We start from the raw sequence: 18,653 nt of genomic DNA on the forward strand, positions 1-18,653 counted from the left end.
TCATCCTTGGCCGCACGACAGATGTCACTGCGTCGGGGCTGCCACGCAAATGATGGTGTCGCGATACGGCCAATGACGAGCACTTCTTTGGTTCGCTCATGCCCCCTCCCCCGCAATTCTCAAGTGGCGCCCGACATAATGCCCCGCAGGCTACCAGCGAAGCCGCCGGGCCGCCACAACCGCGCCGGGATGCCCGGCGGTTAAACGACCCAATCGTGGAGAAGCAGAAAATAGGAGTTCGAGGTCACCGCGACGCGGATCCGGCGGCAGCCGAATGGCTAAGGTTGCGCCAGAGCCCGCTTGTCATGCGCAGTGCTCAAGGAGGCCGCCGAGCGTGCTGCATAGGCTCGCCCGCTCTGCGATCCTAGATCTTGACAGCGAATATTATTGCGCGCATCAAATAATCGCCCTCGCTTGAGGCTGGAAGTATTATACGAATATACGAGACGGGCCGATCCAATCAGCGCTTGAGATGATCGGCAGAGTCCATATTTAGCAATATATCCCATACATTCTACAAAATGGAGTGGGCAGCGGTTGCTTTTGTGCGCCGTTGCACCGAGGCAAGATTATCTCTGGTCGCGCTTCACACCCAGCGACGACATGTCGGTCAACTGTATCAACCCTAACGATGTGTCCGCATGGGCAGTGACGTCGGCAAATGGGGAACCGCCATGGCAGATACGTATCCGAGCGAAGCGCAGATCCCGCAAGCGCCCCTGCGTCTCAAGAAGCGATGCTTCAAACTGGCCACAGCATTCGCCTCTCGGGCAATGCTCCTAGGCGCGACGGCGCTCATGTCCGCGGCGATCGTGTTGCCGGCGGCCGCGCAGGCTCCCTCGCCCGCGCCATCCGCGCCGGTGCAGCCCAATATCCTCGTCATCATGGGAGATGATGTCGGCTGGTTCAATATTGGCGCCTATCACCAGGGCATGATGTCCGGCCGAACGCCGAACCTCGACAGACTCGCTGCTGAGGGCCTGAGATTCACCGACTATTATGCCGAGGCGAGTTGCACCGCAGGCCGCGCCAATTTCATCACCGGAGAGCTACCGCTGCGCACGGGTTTGACCACCGTCGGGCAAGCGGGTGCCGATGTCGGAATGCCCGACCAGGCCGTGACGCTCGCCACTGTGCTGAAAGCGCAGGGCTACGCGACCGGTCAGTTCGGGAAGAACCATCTGGGCGACCTCAACAAGTATCTACCCACCTCGCATGGTTTCGATGAGTTCTTCGGCTATCTGTACCATCTCGACGCCATGTCGGATCCTTACTGGTTCGACTACCCCCAGGACTGGATCGACAAATACGGACCGCGCAATCTGGTCCGCAGTTATGCCACATCGGTGGATGATCCGACCGTGATGCCGCGCTGGGGGCGGGTCGGCAAACAGCGCATCGTCGACGAGGGGCCGCTGGCGCCCTTCCCGGACATGACGGGACGGCAGAATTGGCAGGAAGGTCGCAAAGCCAAATACAATATGGAGACTTTCGACGAAGTCCTGGTGCAGGCCAGCTCAAATTTCATGGACCAGGCCAAGAAAGATAACAAGCCGTTCTTCATATGGCATAACACGACGCGGATGCACGTCTTCACGTTCCTCCCGCCGAAGTATCAGGCCATGATGAACTACCAGTCCAACTACGGACTGGAAGAGGCGGGCATGGCGCAGATGGACGACAGCATCGGAGCCTTGCTGAAACACCTGCAGGATATCGGCGAAGCCGACAACACGATCGTGATCTTCACCACCGACAATGGCGCCGAGGTCTTCACCTGGCCAGACGGCGGCATGACGCCCTTCAGGGGGACCAAGGGCACGGTCTTCGAAGGTGGGTTCCGCGTGCCGGCCATTATCCGCTGGCCCGGCAAGGTAAAGCCCGGCACGGTTGAAAACGGCCTGTTCTCGGGTCTCGACTGGTTGCCGACGCTCGCGGCGGCGGCCGGCAATACAAACATCACCGAGCAATTGCTCCGGGGCGTCAAACTCGGCGACCGCACCTACAAGAACCATCTCGACGGTTACAATCAAATGGACCTGCTGCTCGGCAAGGGGCCGTCCGCGCGTCACGAGCTGTTCTACTTCGGCGGACCGCAGCTCGGGGCCATCCGCATCGATGACTTCAAGTTCCAGTTCTATCAACAGCCTTATGGCTGGCCTGGCGAGAAAGTCACGACGGACATGCCGACCATCGTCAATCTCCGCCAGGATCCGTTCGAGCGGACGCCATCGATCCGCGGCGAAAACCTGAACAATCTGGGCGGCGGCTATATGAATGATTTCTACGCGCGCGAATTCTGGCGCTTCGTGCTCGTGCAGCAGCGGGTCGCGCAGCTGGCGCAGACGGGGCTGGAATATCCCCCGATGCAGTCCCCCGCGTCCTTCAATCTCGAGGCCGTGAAGGCGAAGATCGACGAGGCGCTGCGGAACCGCGAAGGCCAATAGCGGCTATTGCGCCGGTGATTATCCTCACCGGCGCATGTCAGCCCAGGTCGGGCAGGTGCGGGCATGCGCCCGTCCGTCGCGCGGGGACAAGATAATTCGCCGCCGCTTTCCTTGACGCGGGAAGATCCGCTCGCACGCGGCCGGCAATCCACGCCGCCCCGTCAGGATCACCGCCTTGCGGCGCGATCAGGTGCTGCTGCGCGTGGCGCTCCAGCTTGGACCGCCGGCATCGCTCGCGCTTTCCATCCGCTCCCCGTTGACACGCCCCTTGTAAACCCGGCCATCGGCGGTGAAGGTGATCTCCACGCCATTCATCCTGGCGTCGGTCAGTGGCAGGCTCTTGCCATTCTGGATCAATTCGCCCGTCAACATCTGGAACTTCTGGTCGAGCTTGAGTTCCGCGTTGTCGAGCTTCCAGGTGCCCGCGACCTTGGCCGGCACGATCCACTTATGCGCATTGCAGAAGGACTGGCAATCGGCGCCGGATTCGAGGCTCTGGTCCGGCGTCCAGTCATCCATCATGAAGGTGTTGGAGACCACGCGCGTCCCAGGCTTCATTTCGAGGATGGTGGGACGCAGTCGCAGATTGAGCTCCGGCAGCAGGAAAAGCGTCAGCACGGTCGCATCCGAGAAGTCTGTCTCGAAGATATCAGCCTGGACGAAGGTCGCCTTGTCCTTGACCCCCTCGCTTTCAGCCGCGCGCTGCGACAGGGCGACCAGATCGGGATTGTACTCTATGCCGTGCGCGCGCAAGCCCCGCTTGGCCGCGGTGATCACCGTCCGCCCATCACCGGAGCCGAGATCGATGAGATAGTCATTCGGCGTTACCTCGGCCATATCCAGCATACGGTCAACGAGGGATTGATGGGTTGGCACCCAGACGACATCCTTACCGGCCTGTCCGGATTCAGGCTGATAGGTCGGCGTACCGGTCTGTGCCGGCTGGGCTGGCTGGGCCATGGCCACGCCAAGCGAGAGGATGGATGCTGCACATGCAGTCGCCAAAAGACGGATCGGCTTCATGGGACATTTTCCTTCGATAGGAGGGTGGTCAGGTCGTATCAGTCGACAGCGGGCGTTATCGCCGCATTGGGCGCATGGGATGGCCGGACCGCTGCCTTCCGGCCGTCCTCATCCCGCTGACGGCGGAAGAAGAGCAGGGGCGCGCCAGCGGCGACCGCCGCGAGCCCAACCAGCGCGCCATATCCCGTATAGGCGATGCTGGCATGCAGCATGTAGATGCATCCCGCGCAGAACAGCAGGGGCGTCACAGGGTAGAACGGCACCCGGAATGGCAGTTTGCGGTCAGGCTCGCGCCAGCGCAGGACCATCAGCGCCGCGCCTACCAGCAGCAGGAACCCCCAGAACACCGGCGCCGTATAATCCACCATGGTCTGGAAACCGTCACGGCTTGCGGAACCGAGCGCAACGAGCGCGAGGGCGACGATGCCCTGCAGGATGAGGCCATTGGCCGGCGTCCGCCCACGCCGGTCCCATTCGCCGACACGCGGCAGCAACGTCATGTCGCGCGCCATCGCGAAATAGACGCGCGCGCCGGTAAAGATCGTGGCATTCAGGGTGGAGAGCGCGGCCGCGATGATCGCGATGCTGACAATCAAAGCCCCGCCCTCGCCAGCGACCGCCCGCATCATATCGGCCGCGACCGCATTCGACTGACGCAGGCCCTCAAGGCCAAGAATGCTCAGCAGCGCCGCGTTGGCGAGCATATAGATGCTCACGAGGACGGCTGTGCCGATGAGCAACACCCGAGGCACATTACGCGGTGCATCGCGCAACTCGCCCGAAAGATAGGCCGCCTCGTTCCAGCCGCCATAGGTGAGGAGAACGAAGATCATCGCCAGCCCCAGGGCGCCCGCGGAAGGCGACGCCGATTCCGTGACAGGGGGAGCGTCGCCGCCCCACAGAAAGGCGGCCAGGATAATAACCGCGATGCAGCCGAGTTCGAGGAACGTGACGGCGATCTGCAGCCGCTTGCTCTGCAACGTGCCAATCACGTTCAATCCCGTGACGGCGATAACGGCGAGCGCCGCATAGATCGCAACGCCGTGCGGGCCGAGCGGCAGCACTTGCGCAGCATAATCACCGAAAACGAAGGCGACGGCCGCGATGGCCCCGGTCTGAATGACCGAGCCCCGCGCCCATCCGAACAGCATGGCGACGGGGCGTCCATAGGCGCGCGAAAGGAAATGATACTCTCCGCCGGCATGGGGATGGGCGGCCGCAAGCTCGGCGTAGCACAACGCACCAATCAGCGTGACGATACCGCCGACGAGCCACACGGCGAGGAACGCGAACTCGGTATCGACATTTCCTGCCACAAGAGAGGGCGTACGAAATATGCCTATTCCAACAACAATTCCGACCAAGATTGTAACCGCATCGAATACAGTCAAGCTCTCCTGTGGCTCAGAGTGGCTCTTGGGCGGCATCAAAAATCCCTCTCCGTCGTCCAAATTCTGTCGCTCTCCTATCAATTGCGATTGGGAGCCCCTCCTCAAATCACCATTACGTCATTCGACTGTGATGGCAGATTCATACATTCACAGATCCGTTATCCAGCCGGGTGAATATACTTACGCTTGCGTTTATGGCGGTGGCCATAATCGGGCGCGATGAGCACCGTGCTGAGAAGATCCCCAGCCTCGATCTGTTCGGCCGTCGGAACGCTCTCACACCCACGATCGAGGCGACCTCTAAGAAGCTTGAAACAGAAGTGCGGAAGCCGCGAGGGGACATTGTCCCCACGCTGAGCAGACCGACCATCGGAATATGGTTTCGGAACGTTTCAATCGCCTGGAACGCGATATGGACAGGCTCGGCGAGCGTGTCGTCCTGCGTGGCGAGTTGAGCGGAGAAATGGCGCGCTCACGACGATCGCTTCGTCGACCTCCAGCGCCAGCTGGACGACCAGAACAGGCCTTTGGCAATACCCTCAGCCTGCGCGATGCCCTGCAACCGACGTAAAGGCGCATCGACTTTCTGGAGCGGCGCCCGCAAGGCTGACTGCGTTCCGCTGTTAGATAGTTCGGTCGTCGTGGTGAGGATGTTAAACCAAGGAAGCCAGGGGCTCCCTTGTTGTCAGCTGATCAAGCCTGCGATCCCACATGGTCTCGGAGGCCGTTTAGTGTGGTGATATCGGTTGAAGGTTGATATTTCCATTCCGCTGGGGTGGTGGGTCATTGACCTACCGCCTGCGTAATCAAGCCGGCCTTTCTGATATACTGTCAAAAGGCCGACTTCACATTTAAATCCAATGCCGTATCCAAGCCAATCGAATAACGATTACTCGATAATCTGAACCACGCGGCGGGTCCGCGGGTCGACCAGCACTGTACGATTGTTGATCACAGTATAGCGATAGTCACGCACACCGTACTCCGGTGGAACCTCATGATATACGATGCCGCCATCCGGTAGAACCGTACCAACTTGCAATTCGTCCTGGTAAGTGTAGGAGGGCACACGCTGGGTGACAACATACTGCTGGAAGCGCGGAGTACTATCGCCAATAATTCCGCCTACTAAGGCGCCACCAACGCCACCAACCACCGCACCAACAGGGCCGCCTACGACGGCGCCACCTACCGCTCCTGCTGCCGCTCCGCCTGCCGCACCGCCTTGCGCGCCTTGGGGATTTTGCGCCATCGCAAGGGTCGGAATGACGGTAAGCATCGCTACTAACGCTAGCCTCTTCATGGCTTAAACCTCCTGAATTTCTAACGCTGCATACAAACCGGCCCGAGAAGCATCCTGTTCCAACTGAGCAGTAAATACCCAACGATAGCCACAATTCAGCTGGCTTCCTGCCGCATGCTGCCTCCAAGATTTGTACTTCCGTAAAGGCCTCTGGAATTGAGGGAGAGCGCGGTACAATAATACTTTTCTTCCCCCCGCGATGTATTGAACCTTCGAGGCCGTCGATTGAATGCACAGTGGTTCGACCGTGGGTTTTTCCTAGATGGCTTTCCGCAGATTCGGGGTGATCGTAGCCATCTTTAAGCCCTATGAAGTAGCGGGCAATGAGAAGCCCCCCAATCGATCTTCTCGCTAGGGGACCGATGCCGGAGTAAGCGCAGTGCGTGCTCGATTCCACGCGGTTTCGGCTCCTGCCGGCCAAAATAGCCCCATCCCTGAATGCGCCTTGACGCTTATGTTTCTATTTTGTTCCATAAGAGCGGCTATGGGGGGAGCTATGATACTCGAATTCACCTGTGACGTGGCCGTCGCTACCGAAGAAGAGGTCACGTGAGGCTTCAACGCTGCGACGTCCGCGCCACCGCATGGGGACCATGAAGCCCAGCCGCGACAACGGCGAGCCCTGCTTCGCCCGCCTCATCGATCTGTACAATCCACCTGGACCGCCTAACACCCACAGGGATGGCGAAGCTGGGCGTCGTAGATGGGGGGCTGGCGGATGGCGAGTAGCGCTAATCAGCGTACCAGATGGGCTTACCCGGAACGCCCACTGAACAAAAAGTTGCAACGCCTGCTGTCAAGTTGCAACTTTTGGCTAATCCGGGCCTGCTGATTGAGAAACGTTGGCGACCCCGACAGGATTCGAACCTGTGACCCGCAGCTTAGAAGGCTGCTGCTCTATCCAGCTGAGCTACGGGGCCTTCAGTCGTTTTTCCGCGTCAGTGAGTCCAGGGCTGGACGCGGTTGAACTTGAAATTGTCGGAATAGGAGGACAGCCGCCGCTGCACGGGCTTCGGCTCCTCCACGCGATAGTGGATCGCATTCTTGTCCGCATAAGCCACAGCTTCCTCGCGTGTCGCGAAGAAGAGGCGCAGCTGCTGCTTCATATCGGTGCTGCTGGTCCACCCCATGAGGGGCTCAACCTCGCGCGGCCGGTCTGCATCATATTCCAGCACCCAGCGCTTCGTCTTGGCAACGCCAGACTGCATGGCATTCCGGGCCGGCTTGTAGATGCGCGCACTCATTCCTGCATTCCTGACATACCCACGCCCCCCTTGAGGAGGGTGTCTAGATCGCTTGCGAGGTGGTCGGGGCAGCAGGATTTGAACCTGCGACCCTCTGCTCCCAAAGCAGATGCGCTACCGGACTGCGCTATGCCCCGATCAATCTCACTTGACTGATTGCCTTAGAAAATCGGCCGGGGAAAGGCAAGCGCGGATTTAGAAAAACGTGAACATAGTGAGGGTAGAGGCGGTGGCTCGGGACGCAAAGTCTCGCAGCATGTTCGCGATATGTCCCAAGGGGCTGTGTCCTCAACATCTGAAAACGAAGGCACTATGCCGATAGCCGGCCTCACGCCTTTTTCACCGGGACTACGACCCGGCCATCAGCCGCGAGGGGCGCGCCAATGTTTTTTCCGGCCAAGGTCGAGGTCTTTCTCGGCACATAAGGCGCTTCCCGCTGTCATCGGGGCAACACAAGCCCCGCCGACATAGGGACGCAACCATTCCGTCAGCGGATCATCAACCCGCGACGGACGAGACTACATTCAGGATGGGCACCGTCCCGTCACCATGATCCAGGAGTACCGGAACGTTCGGGCACCGTCCCTATCGTCGCCACAGTCCTCCCAACCTGAGGTCTCGCGATGAGCGACGTCGCGCGTCATGAAATTCGGTTTGGCCGTATTGCCCCGATGATTCCAGTCAAAGATATCCGTAAAGCGCATGATTTTTATGTCGGCGTGCTTGGGTTCAGAAAGACCTTCGAGAATGGCAATCCCGTGGGTTTCATGATCCTGAAGCAGGGGCAGGCTGAGCTGCACCTGACCCTGCAACCCCATCACAAGGCCGCTCCATTCAACGTTGCGCATATGCTCGTCGATAATGTCGATGCGTTGCATCAAATCTGCCAGCAGCATGGACTGCGCATCATCAAGGGCCTGCAGGACAAGGATTATGGACTAAGAGCTTTTGTGTTCATGGACCCTGACGGGAACCGCATTGACGTCGGCCAGCCGATCTAGAAGCGGCTCAGCGAGCCGCCGGGCAACAAGCCGCATATAGCGGATAGGTTCATTCTAAGTCGCTATATGTGGCTTCTGCTCCCATGGCCGATGCCCGTCTCAACAGTCATGACAGGGCGCGCTGGGACAAAGGGTGACTGGCATATGCCCCACCGTGGACGCCTCGGGGGGAATTGAGCCGTCCACGGCAGGGCTGCTTGCTGGGCAGCGAGCAACCGCATTTCCGCCAGAAATTGCGGCTGGAAAGCGGCCGTCCTGTTACGAACAAGTTTCAACACATTAAGTTTTATGTCGATCGCTCACTGCTGAAGCTCCCTGTCATGACACCAGCGCGCACCCACGCCGAAAGTCTCCACCGGACAGCCGGAATGGCCATCGTCATTGCGGACATCCTGTCAGGCGGACAGCGGGCAGCGATCCCATCACAGACCGTCTAAGCATCGGACACGATTGAGCTTCGTGCGCCCAGGCTGTATGAAGAAGGAAAGCTCGGTCGTCTCGCGCGGGGACGTGACAATGATCAAATACACGATCGACGTTATTAATGAAGCGGGAGCGGAGCAAGCGCTGCTGGACCTTGTCCTGGCTGACTTTGCGACGGCATTTCAGGCTTGGTCGTCCGTCTTGACGGCGAATATTACTCTCAGCGTCAGGTTCGAGATATTGAATCAGACGATCAGTGGAAGATTTCAGGGCGGCCCAGCCTCTACTTTGAATATCGGCAAGAAAGATGGATTGACGGTCTGGGAAGGTGCCGCCTCCTACGAACTGAGAACCGGTCTTAATTCGGGCAAGGAATATGACATCCTGGTGCAGGCCAATATAAACCATCTCCGGGACGCAGTTTATTTCGGAAGCAACATAGAGCCGGATAAGGTAAGCGCGGTATCCACCATTGTCCACGAGCTGGGGCATGGCATCGGCTTCGTCGGCTGGCGCGACGACACCACAGGCCTTCTTCCCGGAGACTACCAGTCTCCTTTCGACTCCCATATCATCATGAAAGATGACCTTCCGTATTTTGATGGTGTGAATGCCATCAAGGCCTATGGAGGGCTTGTGCCGCTGACCCAGGGGAATCTTTTCCACCTCGGAAACTCTGCGCCGAAGCCAGGAGCGGACTTGGTTGACGACCTGATGAATGGCGTCGTCTTCAAATTTGCAACTGACTACCCGATCAGTGACCTTGATCTAGCGATCTTGGCTGACCTCGGTATTGGGACACGCAATTCCGACATTCTCGCCGCACCTCTGTCCGGGCAAATGCTCAATGCGGGAGCAGGATTTGACACCATCACCTTTGACGCGGGAAGCGTCGATTACACGTTCTCGTACATTGAAGACACTCTCGCAGTCAGCGGGCAAAGCGCGCCCTATAGCGCGACTATCGCGGGTGCTGAGCGGATTACTTTCACAGATCGCATTTTGGCGCTCGATATCGACGGACATGCGGGACAATCTTATCGCATCTACAAAGCCGCGCTGGATCGTTCGCCCGATGCGGCTGGCCTGACATTCTGGACGGCCGCGATGGACGATGGGATGAGCCTGACCGATTTGGCTTATTCGTTTGTTTCATCCCCCGAGTTTGTTGCCCGCTACGGTCAAAAACCAACCAACGAACGCTATGTTCAGCTTCTTTATGAAAATATACTCGGTCGCCAGACGGACGAGGCAGGGTATGATTTTTGGGTCGGAGCTATGGATGACGGACTAACTATGGAAGATCTCCTTCTCGGCTTCTCGGAGAGCTTGGAAGGCAAGGCTGTTGTCATTGGCGAGATCTCAAACGGCATCTGGCTGAATGCTCAAATCGCTTGATTGGGTTTAAAGCGTAAGCGGTGTTTCCGGGCCATCTTTCGGGAGTGATCGCGATCTGTGAGGTTGCCGGTCCTGTATTGGATCGGAGATAGATTTGTGTCTGGACTTGACCTTACGCTTGACCCGGAGCGGCAGCCTCGGCGTTTCGAGGTGATCAACGGTGCTGGCGGCCGGCGTCACTGGTCGATGGATGACAAGGCGAGGATCGTCGCGGAGACGCTGGAGCCGACCGCAATCATTTCCGAAGTTGCCCGGCGTTATGGTCTCAGGCCGCAGCAGGTGTTCGCCTGGCGGCGCGAAGCGCGCAAACAGGCCGCTTCGGTGCAGCAGGAATCCCTGGCCTTCGTATCCGCGGTGGTGACAGCCCCGCCTCGGGGATCCGCGCCGAAGCGTCCTGGACAGCCGCGGAGGCGCAAGAGTATCCGCGACGTTGGGATGATCGAGCTGGAGATAGACGGCATTGCCATGCGGGTTGGCCGAGGCGCCGACGCCAAGACGGTTGCGGCGGTGATCCGTGCGCTGAAGGCAACCTCGTGATCGGGCCGACGGGCGCCGTCAAGGTCATGGTGGCGACGAAGCCGGTAGACTTCCGCAAGGGGGCGGAGGGGCTGGCTGCGTTGGTGCGCGAGACGATGGGCGCCGACCCGTTCAGCGGTGCGGTGTATGTGTTTCGTGCCAAGCGCACGGATCGGATCAAGCTGATCTTCTGGGACGGTACCGGCGTCTGCCTCTATGCAAAGCGGCTGGAAGACGGGGAGTTCCGCTGGCCAAAGGTGCAGGATGGCGTGATGCGCCTGACGGCCGCGCAGTTGTCGGCGCTGCTTGAGGGGCTCGATTGGCGGCGGGTCCATGAAGCCCGCCAGACAAGCGTTCCCACGCAGGCGAGTTGATCCGCGACGAAGTGAATCAGCCTCGATTCCGCTGTCGCCCGGAGCCGGCGAATATGGTCTGCTCCCGTCATGGCGATGACGGCGGACCAGCTTCCCGACGATCCGGATGTGCTGAAGGCGATGGTCCTGGCGCGCGATGTCGAGAACGCTCGCCTGACCCAGATCATCAAGGAATTGCAGCGCCACCGCTTCGGTCGTCGGGCCGAGAGCCTGCCTGAGGATCAACTCCTTCTTGGCCTCGAGGAAGCAGAGCAGATCGAAGCAGCGGGCGAGGAAGAAGCCGAACACGCTGATCCGGCTATCCGCAGGGAACGCGCTGCGAAGCGGCGGGCGAACCGTGGCGCGCTGCCGCCGCATCTGCCACGCATCGAGATGGTCGTCGACATCGAGGACCATGCCTGCCCATGCTGCCGCAACGACCTTCATCGGATCGGCGAAGACGTCAGCGAGCGGCTCGATATCGTGCCGGCGCAATTGCGCGTGATCGTCGTGCGTCGACCCAAATATGCGTGTCGTGCCTGCGATGACGTGGTCGTGCAGGCTCCGGCGCCTGCCCGGCTGATCGAAGGCGGTCTGCCGACCGAGGCGACGGTCGCGCAGGTTCTGGTCTCCAAATATGCCGATCATTTGCCGCTCTATCGTCAGGCGCAGATCTATGCTCGGCAGGGTATCAACCTCGACCGTTCCACGCTCGCCGACTGGGTCGGCCGCGCCGCCTGGCACCTGCGTCCGGTCCACGAGCGGCTGTTGGAGAAGCTGAAGGCCTCGCCGAAGCTCTTTGCCGACGAGACCACGGCGCCGGTGCTGGATCCCGGCCGCGGCAAGACCAAGACCGGGCAGCTCTGGGCCTACGCTCGCGATGACCGACCATGGAACGGGAGCGACCCGCCGGGCGTCGCCTATGTCTATGCGCCGGACCGAAAGGCGGAGCGACCGATCGCTCATCTCGCGGGCTTTACCGGCATCCTGCAGGTCGACGGCTATGGCGGCTATCGCGTGCTGGCCGGGAAGAGCGGCGCAACGCTCGCCTTCTGCTGGGCACACGTACGCCGGCGCTTCTACGAGCTCGCGGCCGCCAGCCCGGCGCCCATCGCCAGCGAGGCGCTCCGGCGCATCGCAGAGATCTATCGCGTCGAGAACGACATCCGCGGCCAGTCGGCAGGCGAACGTCGCACCGCGCGCCAGGAAAGGAGTCGGCCGCTCCTGGCCGAACTCGAGCCATGGCTGCACGAGAAGCTCAGCCTGATCAGCCAGAAGACCAAACTCGCCGAGGCAATCCGCTATACGCTCTCACGCTGGGAGGGGCTCACCCGCTTCCTGGACGACGGACGTATCGAGATCGACTCCAATACCGTCGAGCGGTCGATCCGACCGATTGCGCTCAACCGCAAGAACGCTCTCTTCGCGGGCTCTGACGGTGGCGCCGAGCATTGGGCTGTCGTCGCTTCTCTCATTGAAACCTGCAAGCTCAACGACGTCGAACCGCTCCGCTACATCGCCGACGTGCTCGCAAGGATCGTCAACGGCCATCCAAACAGCCAAATCGACGATCTCCTGCCTTGGGCCTATATCGCCGCTTCCGAGATCAAGGCCGTGGCCTGAGAACACCGCTTACTTTAAAGCGGAGCCCAGTGCCGTGAAGATGGGTGCGCCGAAAGAAAAACCCGCACCAACATGTGGAGCGGGCTTAAGTCCATGGCTATTATGTCCAGATAACGCTTTACGAGCCTGATCGTTCCGCCGCCTCATCCTTCGAGATAAGCGAGACTTCACTCGATCCGTCAACGGCACTACGATCGAGCCATACGTCGTCTCGCGATGAGCGAGCCTTGTCCCTCTTAGGACTGGCGCCCCATTTTCAGAACCATCCTGATCGTCAGCCCGACGCAAAACAGCAGCAGCGCAGCAGCGAAGGCAATCATAGACCAAAAGCCGGTCGGGTCATGCGCCTCGTTATAAATATGCGGAGGGGCATGCCGCGAATAATTGATGAACACGCCGGTCAACAATCCTTTGAGGATCTGCCAGCCGAGAAAGCCAATGCAGACGACGAAGAAACCAACCGCTGCCCATTGCTGCCCCCGGCTGCGTTGTTCAAATGGAATCCGGCGCGATGACGATTTGTACATACTTAGCCTTACCTGCTTATCTTCCCTAGCAAACGCATCGCGCTCTCGTCCAGCTTCGATACCCGAGACCTCTCGGTATCGAAATCTCCTTCCCGCGCCATTCTTCATGAATGGCGTGCCAGCCTGCAAAAACCGGATCGCCGTTAATGCGGCCTGCTTTGCCGCGGCCTGGAGAGCCGCGGCAGGGTATTGCGAGGCGCAAGCCGGTTGGCTCAGCCCTCCTCTTCCTCGAATATCCAGATCTGTCCGCTTGGCTGGCTGGGGCCGTCGCTATCCGTCAAGCCGAGGAAGGCGGGGATGCGGCGCTTCTGCGCGTCGCTCAGCGCCTCGACGAGCGGCTTGGCTGCTGCGACAAGAGCCTTGATATCCTTCGCGCGCGCTTCTTCGGAATCGGCGATCGCGCTCAGAACATCAAGGAAATGGCTCGGCGGCGCGGAGGTGATGCGCGCCTTGCGCCGCTCAGCCGATGTCTTCGCGATATCCCGAATGGCATTTTCCACCGCGGGCCAGAGGTTTTCCTGCTCGGGTGTCAATTCGATGACAGCCTTCAAGGCCGCTAGCCTCGCGTTCAGAACAGCTTTCGCGTCAGCATCGGAATAGCCCGGGATGACCGTGGTGGAGACCGGAGGAGAGCTTGGCTGCTGTGCTTGCGCCATGCTCACGGAAGCCAGGCCCAGGGTGACCGCAGTTGCTAGGATAGGGACGAAACGCTTCATCAGGATATTCCTAACGGAAAAATGAACGCGGGCCTCGCCGGCATCCGCGCAACGCCAATGACGATCTCGAGGTGCTTATTTCCAGCCACCGCCCGGCAGAGGCCCATGGTAGGGCGTATCGCGGCAATGGCCCCATGGCCCGCGCCAGAAACCGGGCGGGCAACCATTCCCGCCAACAACCACGCCGCCCGCCGGGCCGGCCCAGCCACCACCTGGAAGCGGACCTTGATAGGGAGTGTCGCGACAACCGCCCCAAGGGCCGCGCCAGCGGCCCCATCCGCAACCTTCCGCCACAGGCGCCACGTCCTGCACGCGCTCAAGAGCCGGCATCGCGGGTAATGCTTGCGCGGGCATCGCCGCCGGGGCGAGCAAAGCTGCGCCCGCAACCAAACCCAACCATAGTCTACGCATGGAAAACCTCGTATGAAGGGGGATGCGCCACACTATGGGGGTAATAAACTACCGGTTCAAGCAGAGACGCCGGAAGCTTGGCTGGAAAATTTGAACCTTATCCACTTGTCCTGTTCGAGCCTTCCATCAGAGCATAATTTTACGCGCCATCCATGTGATGGTGGATCGGCGCCTCGTGAAGATTAATCACCTTAGAATTCTTACAGAAAAATAAGCAGACCATGATAGACTTCTCTCGTCCGAGAAAACATCCGGTCTGCGGCTTGGCGCCTTGCCAGCGCCAGGCAGCATGCAGGCATCGTTTCATGATTGGACTTTTGCCCTCACACAGGTCAGATTGGCGGGCGAAGGCGGGTGAGGTTTCGGAATGTCAGAGAAGATCCAGGCGCGGCGTTTGAGTAAAAAGATTGGAGCCCAAGTCGCGAATGACGGAAAGATTGGGCTGTTGTTGTGCAATTTCGGCGACGACAGTCTGAATATTGCCGTTGATCGCGAAACAGCAACAACGCTCATGCAGATCCTGTCGACCCTCATCTCAAGGATGGCCCAGCTTGAAACGTCGGATTCGAACGTCCGTTTCGCCATGCCGGCCGAGAAATGGGCTTTTGAGCTCCCCCCCGGCGCCAACCACGCGGTTCTCAGTTTCATGCTGCAGGAAGGGGCCTATCAATCTTTCCGGGTCCCTCTGCACGCGCTTCGGCCGATGAGCCAAACGCTCGGCTGGATGGCCGAACAGGCCGAGGGGATACCGGAGACGATCGAGTTCCGAGAGGGGCTATGATGGCCTTGCGGGGTCGCCCCGGAGATGCAAGCCCCCGTGCTTTGCCTCATGAGCTATCGTCTTCGTTTGCTCGTCATCACGGAGGCTAGCAACGTTACGCCATTGAGGCGGTAACGGCTCCCCATGCGACCTCGATCGGGGTTCGGAACCGGGTGAGCTGTAAGCAGCCGGACGATCCACCCGGTTCCGGAGGACGCGGGACTACGCGCTCGCTTCGTCGAGCGTTGCGATATCGGTTGGCGACAGTTTGATGGCGGCGGCTTTGGCGAAGCTCTCCACCTGCGCAACGCTCGTCGCGCTGGCGATGGGCGCGGTGACACCCTTGCGAGCGATCAACCAGGTGAGGGCGATTTCCGCAGGCTTCGCCGCATGGTTCGCCGCCACGGTGTCGAGCGCCGCGAGGATGGCCAAGCCGCGCGTATCGAGATATTTCGCGATCCCACCGCCACGCTGGCTCTGGCCGAGATCGTCCTGCGAGCGGTATTTGCCCGTCAAAAATCCGGAGGCCAGGCTGTAATAGGTCACGACGCCCAGCCCCTCGCTGATGCAAAGATCCCTTAGCGGGCCATCGAACGACTGCCGCGCATAGAGGTTGTATTCCGGCTGCAGCACCTGATACGCGGGCAGACTTCTGGCCTTTGCGGTGGACAGTGCCTCGCCGAGCTGGTCGGCGTTGAGGTTGGAGGCCCCGATGGCGCGGATCTTGCCGGCCTCCAAAAGCTTCTGATAGGCGCCGAGCGTGATGTCATAGGGCGTCTCAGGATCCAGCCAGTGGGAGAAATAGAGATCGATGCGCTCGACGCCGAGCCGCGCCAGCGAGTCGTCGACGGCCTTGAGGATCCATGCCTCGCCGAGGCCCTTTTTGCCGGGCTCGCCAAGATCCGAACCGACCTTCGTGAAGATCACGACCTTGTCGCGTACGCTTGGTCGCGCTTTAAGCCATCGTCCGATGATCGTCTCCGATTCACCGCCCCTGTTGCCCGGCACCCAGCGCGAATAGACATCGGCCGTGTCGATCGCGTTGAAGCCGTGATCGACGAAGGCGTCGAGAACCGCGAAGCTCCTGGCCTCGTCGATCGTCCAGCCAAAGACATTCCCCCCGAAGACGATGGGGGCGATGTCGATGCCGGTGTTACCCAACGGCCGCTTGTCCATGGAATTCTCCTTGATCGATGATATCGGAAGCGGGTCGGCTGGCCGGCGGGCTCAGAGACTGTCCACCACGCCGCCGTCAACGCGCAGCGCGGCGCCGGTGGTTGCGGAGGCCTGCTTCGAACAGACATAGACAACCATATTGGCGACCTCCTCAGTGGTTGCGGCGCGCCGGATGATGGACGATGGGCGGTTCGCCATCACAAAATCCGCAGCCGCCTCATCCAACGACTTGCCAGTCTTTTCGATCGCGGGCTGCAGCATGTCCGCCACGCCTTCGGACAGGGTCGGCCCGGGTAGAACGGAATTGACGGTAACGCCGGTGCCGGCCATGCGCTTGGCGAGCCCGCGCGCGATCGAGAGCACAGCCGTCTTGGTAAACCCGTAATGGATCATGTCAGCGGGAATATTGAGCCCGGATTCGGAGGACAAGAACACCACCCTGCCCCACCCGCGCTTTTCCATGCCCTGGAGATAGGCGCGCGACAGTCGCACCCCGGACATAATGTTGACATCGAAGAAGCGCTGCCATTCGGCATCCGGTGTTTCAAAGAAATCCTGCGGGCCGAAAATGCCGAGATTGTTCACGAGAATGTCACAGGACGGCTCGGCCTTGACCAGAGCGGCGCAACCTTCCGCGGATCCGAGATCGCCCACGAAGGTGCGGATCTCCGCAGATGGCACCGCCGCCTTGATGGCGGCTACCGCGTGATCGACAGCATCGGCCTTCCGGCCATTGATGACCACGCGCGCTCCGGCCTCCGCAAGCCCCTTGGCTGACGCCAGACCAATGCCGGCCGAGGATCCCGTGATGATGGCTGTTTTGTCGGAAAGATCGATCTTCATGCTGCTCACTCCGAGAGACGGTTGCGCGCAATACCCGAACAGGCTGTCCAGCACATAGGCTCCGCCGCCATTCCGAACAACGCCCGCTCCCAAACTTACAGCAGGCACGGATGCATTTTTCGCCGATAGCTTATGCAGAGAATTCAATGCGGCAGTATTGCAGCGCAGTATAAACAGGAGTGGTTGAGCTTCGGTCTTGGTCACAGGGTGTGGGGCTCCGTTCGCCGGCCTGAACTCGCATACGGTGCAACGCTTTCATCACGCCGGTATCTTCATGACCGTACAATCCGAGACCGTGGTTCCGATGGCCGTGCCTTCGTCACGCCTTCCTCTTTTCGCACTTGCAGCAGCGTCTTTCGGCATAGGCACCACCGAGTTCGTCATCATGGGGCTCCTCCCCGATGTCGCCACGGATCTCGGTGTCACCATCCCGCAAGCAGGTCTTCTCGTGACCGGCTATGCGCTCAGCGTCACGTTCGGTTCACCGTTCCTCGCCGTAGCGACAGCCAAGATGGATCGCCGCTGGGCGCTCATGCTGCTGATGGCCGTCTTCATTGTCGGCAATCTGCTCTGCGCGCTCGCCCCGAACTACACCCTGCTGATGGTGGCCCGTGTGGTCACGGCGCTCTGCCATGGCGCCTTCTTCGGCCTTGGCGCCGTGGTTGCGGCAGCACTGGTGGAGCCCCGCAAGAGGGCGCAGGCGATCGCCATGATGTTTGCAGGCCTCACCCTCGCCAATGTGCTCGGGGTGCCCTTCGGCACCGCGCTCGGTGAGCAGTTCGGCTGGCGCAACGCCTTCTCCGCCGTGGTTGTCATCGGTGTCGCGGCCGCGATCGCGCTCCAGCTCTGGCTGCCACGCAACGTTCCCGTTCCGCCCATGAATCTCAGGCGTGAGGCTGGCTCCCTGCGCAGCGCCCAGGTCATTCTCGCGATGGCTATCAGCATAGCGGTGTCGGCGAGCATGTTCAGCGTGTTCACTTATATCACGCCGATCCTGCAGAACGTCACCCAGATTTCGGCTCGTGGCGTCACCCTCATGCTGCTGTTGTTCGGCATCGGATTGACCGTCGGCAACATCATCGGCGGGCGTCTGGCCGATTGGCGGCTGATGGGCTCAATCGTCGGCGCGTTGACGGTGCTCATTCCGGTGCTCGCCCTGTTCTCCGTCACCAGCCTGTCGCCCGTGCTCACCGGCGTCACGCTGGTGATCTGGGGGCTCGTGGCCTTCGCGCTCGTGCCGCCCCTGCAGACGCGCGTCGTCACCGAAGCCGCCGGTGCGCCCAACCTGGCATCCACGCTCAACCAGGGCGCCTTCAATTTCGGCAATGCCATCGGTGCCTGGTTCGGCGGCGTGGGCATTACCCTCGGCCTGCCCTATCAAATGCTGCCGTGGATGGGCTCGGCGCTGGCGGTCGTGGCGCTGGTGCTGACTCTCATATCCATGCGTCTTGACCTGGCGAGCCGGATCAAGGCGCAGCTGGCGCTGTGAACTCACGCG

The 18,653-nt window shown here is 60.4% G+C and carries 17 protein-coding genes and 2 tRNA genes; 8 read left to right on the top strand and 11 right to left on the bottom strand.

Annotated elements, in window-relative coordinates:
• Positions 1–773: 773 nt before the first annotated feature.
• The gene (locus KIO74_RS06140) at positions 774–2,447 is read left to right on the top strand and encodes an arylsulfatase (protein WP_213334409.1); all 1,674 of its coding nucleotides are present in this window, start codon (positions 774–776) and stop codon (positions 2,445–2,447) included.
• Positions 2,448–2,633: 186 nt separating this feature from the next.
• Here the strand turns inward: KIO74_RS06140 and KIO74_RS06145 are convergent, their stop codons facing one another.
• The 6 genes from KIO74_RS06145 to KIO74_RS06170 form a co-directional block, all read right to left on the bottom strand.
• A complete protein-coding gene (locus KIO74_RS06145) occupies positions 2,634–3,470 on the bottom strand; it encodes a class I SAM-dependent methyltransferase (protein WP_213331175.1) in 837 nt (278 codons plus the stop codon).
• A gap of 38 nt (positions 3,471–3,508) precedes the next feature.
• Entirely contained in the window at positions 3,509–4,897 is a 1,389-nt protein-coding gene (locus KIO74_RS06150) for an APC family permease (RefSeq protein WP_213331176.1), read from the bottom strand.
• A gap of 853 nt (positions 4,898–5,750) precedes the next feature.
• A complete protein-coding gene (locus KIO74_RS06155) occupies positions 5,751–6,164 on the bottom strand; it encodes a DUF1236 domain-containing protein (RefSeq protein ID WP_213331177.1) in 414 nt (137 codons plus the stop codon).
• 843 nt (positions 6,165–7,007) lie between these two features.
• Positions 7,008–7,084: transfer RNA gene (locus tag KIO74_RS06160), tRNA-Arg, on the bottom strand.
• An 18-nt stretch (positions 7,085–7,102) separates the two neighbouring features.
• Positions 7,103–7,408: an ETC complex I subunit gene (locus KIO74_RS06165; RefSeq protein WP_213331178.1), complete on the bottom strand. Its 306-nt coding sequence runs from the start codon at positions 7,406–7,408 to the stop codon at positions 7,103–7,105.
• A gap of 60 nt (positions 7,409–7,468) precedes the next feature.
• Positions 7,469–7,545: transfer RNA gene (locus tag KIO74_RS06170), tRNA-Pro, on the bottom strand.
• A gap of 486 nt (positions 7,546–8,031) precedes the next feature.
• Here KIO74_RS06170 and KIO74_RS06175 point away from each other — a divergent pair.
• From KIO74_RS06175 to tnpC, 5 genes are all read left to right on the top strand, one after another.
• A complete protein-coding gene (locus tag KIO74_RS06175) occupies positions 8,032–8,409 on the top strand; it encodes a glyoxalase superfamily protein (RefSeq protein WP_213331179.1) in 378 nt (125 codons plus the stop codon).
• Positions 8,410–8,925: 516 nt separating this feature from the next.
• Positions 8,926–10,230: a DUF4214 domain-containing protein gene (locus KIO74_RS06180; RefSeq protein WP_213331180.1), complete on the top strand. Its 1,305-nt coding sequence runs from the start codon at positions 8,926–8,928 to the stop codon at positions 10,228–10,230.
• Between the two features lie 96 nt (positions 10,231–10,326).
• Entirely contained in the window at positions 10,327–10,767 is a 441-nt protein-coding gene (tnpA, locus tag KIO74_RS32615) for an IS66-like element accessory protein TnpA (protein WP_213331181.1), read from the top strand.
• On the top strand, positions 10,764–11,120 hold the full coding sequence (gene tnpB / locus KIO74_RS06190; protein ID WP_213331182.1) for an IS66 family insertion sequence element accessory protein TnpB: 357 nt from the start codon (positions 10,764–10,766) through the stop codon (positions 11,118–11,120). The genes tnpA and tnpB overlap by 4 nt, the downstream gene beginning before the upstream one ends.
• Before the next feature lie 69 nt (positions 11,121–11,189).
• Positions 11,190–12,722, top strand: a complete 1,533-nt coding sequence (tnpC, locus tag KIO74_RS06195; protein ID WP_213331183.1) for an IS66 family transposase — start codon at positions 11,190–11,192, stop codon at positions 12,720–12,722.
• Positions 12,723–12,958: 236 nt separating this feature from the next.
• Here tnpC and KIO74_RS06200 read toward each other — a convergent pair whose 3' ends face one another.
• The 3 genes from KIO74_RS06200 to KIO74_RS32620 form a co-directional block, all read right to left on the bottom strand.
• Entirely contained in the window at positions 12,959–13,249 is a 291-nt protein-coding gene (locus tag KIO74_RS06200; RefSeq protein ID WP_213331184.1) for a hypothetical protein, read from the bottom strand.
• Between the two features lie 212 nt (positions 13,250–13,461).
• A complete protein-coding gene (locus KIO74_RS06205) occupies positions 13,462–13,965 on the bottom strand; it encodes a Spy/CpxP family protein refolding chaperone (protein WP_213331185.1) in 504 nt (167 codons plus the stop codon).
• Between the two features lie 75 nt (positions 13,966–14,040).
• Complete coding sequence (locus KIO74_RS32620; RefSeq protein WP_502762025.1) at positions 14,041–14,376, bottom strand: GCG_CRPN prefix-to-repeats domain-containing protein; 336 nt, start codon at positions 14,374–14,376, stop codon at positions 14,041–14,043.
• 367 nt (positions 14,377–14,743) lie between these two features.
• Between KIO74_RS32620 and KIO74_RS06210 the strand changes: the two genes are divergently transcribed.
• On the top strand, positions 14,744–15,157 hold the full coding sequence (locus tag KIO74_RS06210; protein ID WP_213331186.1) for a hypothetical protein: 414 nt from the start codon (positions 14,744–14,746) through the stop codon (positions 15,155–15,157).
• A 201-nt stretch (positions 15,158–15,358) separates the two neighbouring features.
• Here the strand turns inward: KIO74_RS06210 and KIO74_RS06215 are convergent, their stop codons facing one another.
• Positions 15,359–16,312 carry an aldo/keto reductase gene (locus tag KIO74_RS06215; protein WP_213331187.1) on the bottom strand — a complete coding sequence of 318 codons (954 nt, stop codon included), beginning with the start codon at positions 16,310–16,312 and terminating at the stop codon, positions 15,359–15,361.
• A gap of 51 nt (positions 16,313–16,363) precedes the next feature.
• The gene (locus KIO74_RS06220; protein WP_213331188.1) at positions 16,364–17,155 is read right to left on the bottom strand and encodes an SDR family NAD(P)-dependent oxidoreductase; all 792 of its coding nucleotides are present in this window, start codon (positions 17,153–17,155) and stop codon (positions 16,364–16,366) included.
• Between the two features lie 274 nt (positions 17,156–17,429).
• Here KIO74_RS06220 and KIO74_RS06225 point away from each other — a divergent pair, with 274 nt between their 5' ends.
• Positions 17,430–18,644 carry an MFS transporter gene (locus KIO74_RS06225; protein WP_249730872.1) on the top strand — a complete coding sequence of 405 codons (1,215 nt, stop codon included), beginning with the start codon at positions 17,430–17,432 and terminating at the stop codon, positions 18,642–18,644.
• The last annotated feature ends 9 nt before the right edge of the window (positions 18,645–18,653 follow it).

This window comes from Chelatococcus sp. HY11 (assembly GCF_018398335.1).
GTDB lineage: Bacteria > Pseudomonadota > Alphaproteobacteria > Rhizobiales > Beijerinckiaceae > Chelatococcus.

Excerpts from the sequence above, each read along its gene's own strand:
- KIO74_RS06140 (WP_213334409.1), top strand. The coding sequence starts at position 774 with ATGCTCCTAGGCGCGACGGCGCTCATGTCCGCGGCGATCGTGTTGCCG.
- KIO74_RS06145 (WP_213331175.1), bottom strand. The coding sequence starts at position 3,470 with ATGAAGCCGATCCGTCTTTTGGCGACTGCATGTGCAGCATCCATCCTC.
- KIO74_RS06150 (WP_213331176.1), bottom strand. The coding sequence starts at position 4,897 with ATGCCGCCCAAGAGCCACTCTGAGCCACAGGAGAGCTTGACTGTATTC.
- KIO74_RS06155 (WP_213331177.1), bottom strand. The coding sequence starts at position 6,164 with ATGAAGAGGCTAGCGTTAGTAGCGATGCTTACCGTCATTCCGACCCTT.
- KIO74_RS06165 (WP_213331178.1), bottom strand. The coding sequence starts at position 7,408 with ATGAGTGCGCGCATCTACAAGCCGGCCCGGAATGCCATGCAGTCTGGC.
- KIO74_RS06175 (WP_213331179.1), top strand. The coding sequence starts at position 8,032 with ATGAGCGACGTCGCGCGTCATGAAATTCGGTTTGGCCGTATTGCCCCG.
- KIO74_RS06180 (WP_213331180.1), top strand. The coding sequence starts at position 8,926 with ATGATCAAATACACGATCGACGTTATTAATGAAGCGGGAGCGGAGCAA.
- tnpC (WP_213331183.1), top strand. The coding sequence starts at position 11,190 with ATGGCGATGACGGCGGACCAGCTTCCCGACGATCCGGATGTGCTGAAG.
- KIO74_RS06200 (WP_213331184.1), bottom strand. The coding sequence starts at position 13,249 with ATGTACAAATCGTCATCGCGCCGGATTCCATTTGAACAACGCAGCCGG.
- KIO74_RS06205 (WP_213331185.1), bottom strand. The coding sequence starts at position 13,965 with ATGAAGCGTTTCGTCCCTATCCTAGCAACTGCGGTCACCCTGGGCCTG.
- KIO74_RS32620 (WP_502762025.1), bottom strand. The coding sequence starts at position 14,376 with ATGCGTAGACTATGGTTGGGTTTGGTTGCGGGCGCAGCTTTGCTCGCC.
- KIO74_RS06210 (WP_213331186.1), top strand. The coding sequence starts at position 14,744 with ATGTCAGAGAAGATCCAGGCGCGGCGTTTGAGTAAAAAGATTGGAGCC.
- KIO74_RS06215 (WP_213331187.1), bottom strand. The coding sequence starts at position 16,312 with ATGGACAAGCGGCCGTTGGGTAACACCGGCATCGACATCGCCCCCATC.
- KIO74_RS06220 (WP_213331188.1), bottom strand. The coding sequence starts at position 17,155 with ATGAAGATCGATCTTTCCGACAAAACAGCCATCATCACGGGATCCTCG.
- KIO74_RS06225 (WP_249730872.1), top strand. The coding sequence starts at position 17,430 with ATGACCGTACAATCCGAGACCGTGGTTCCGATGGCCGTGCCTTCGTCA.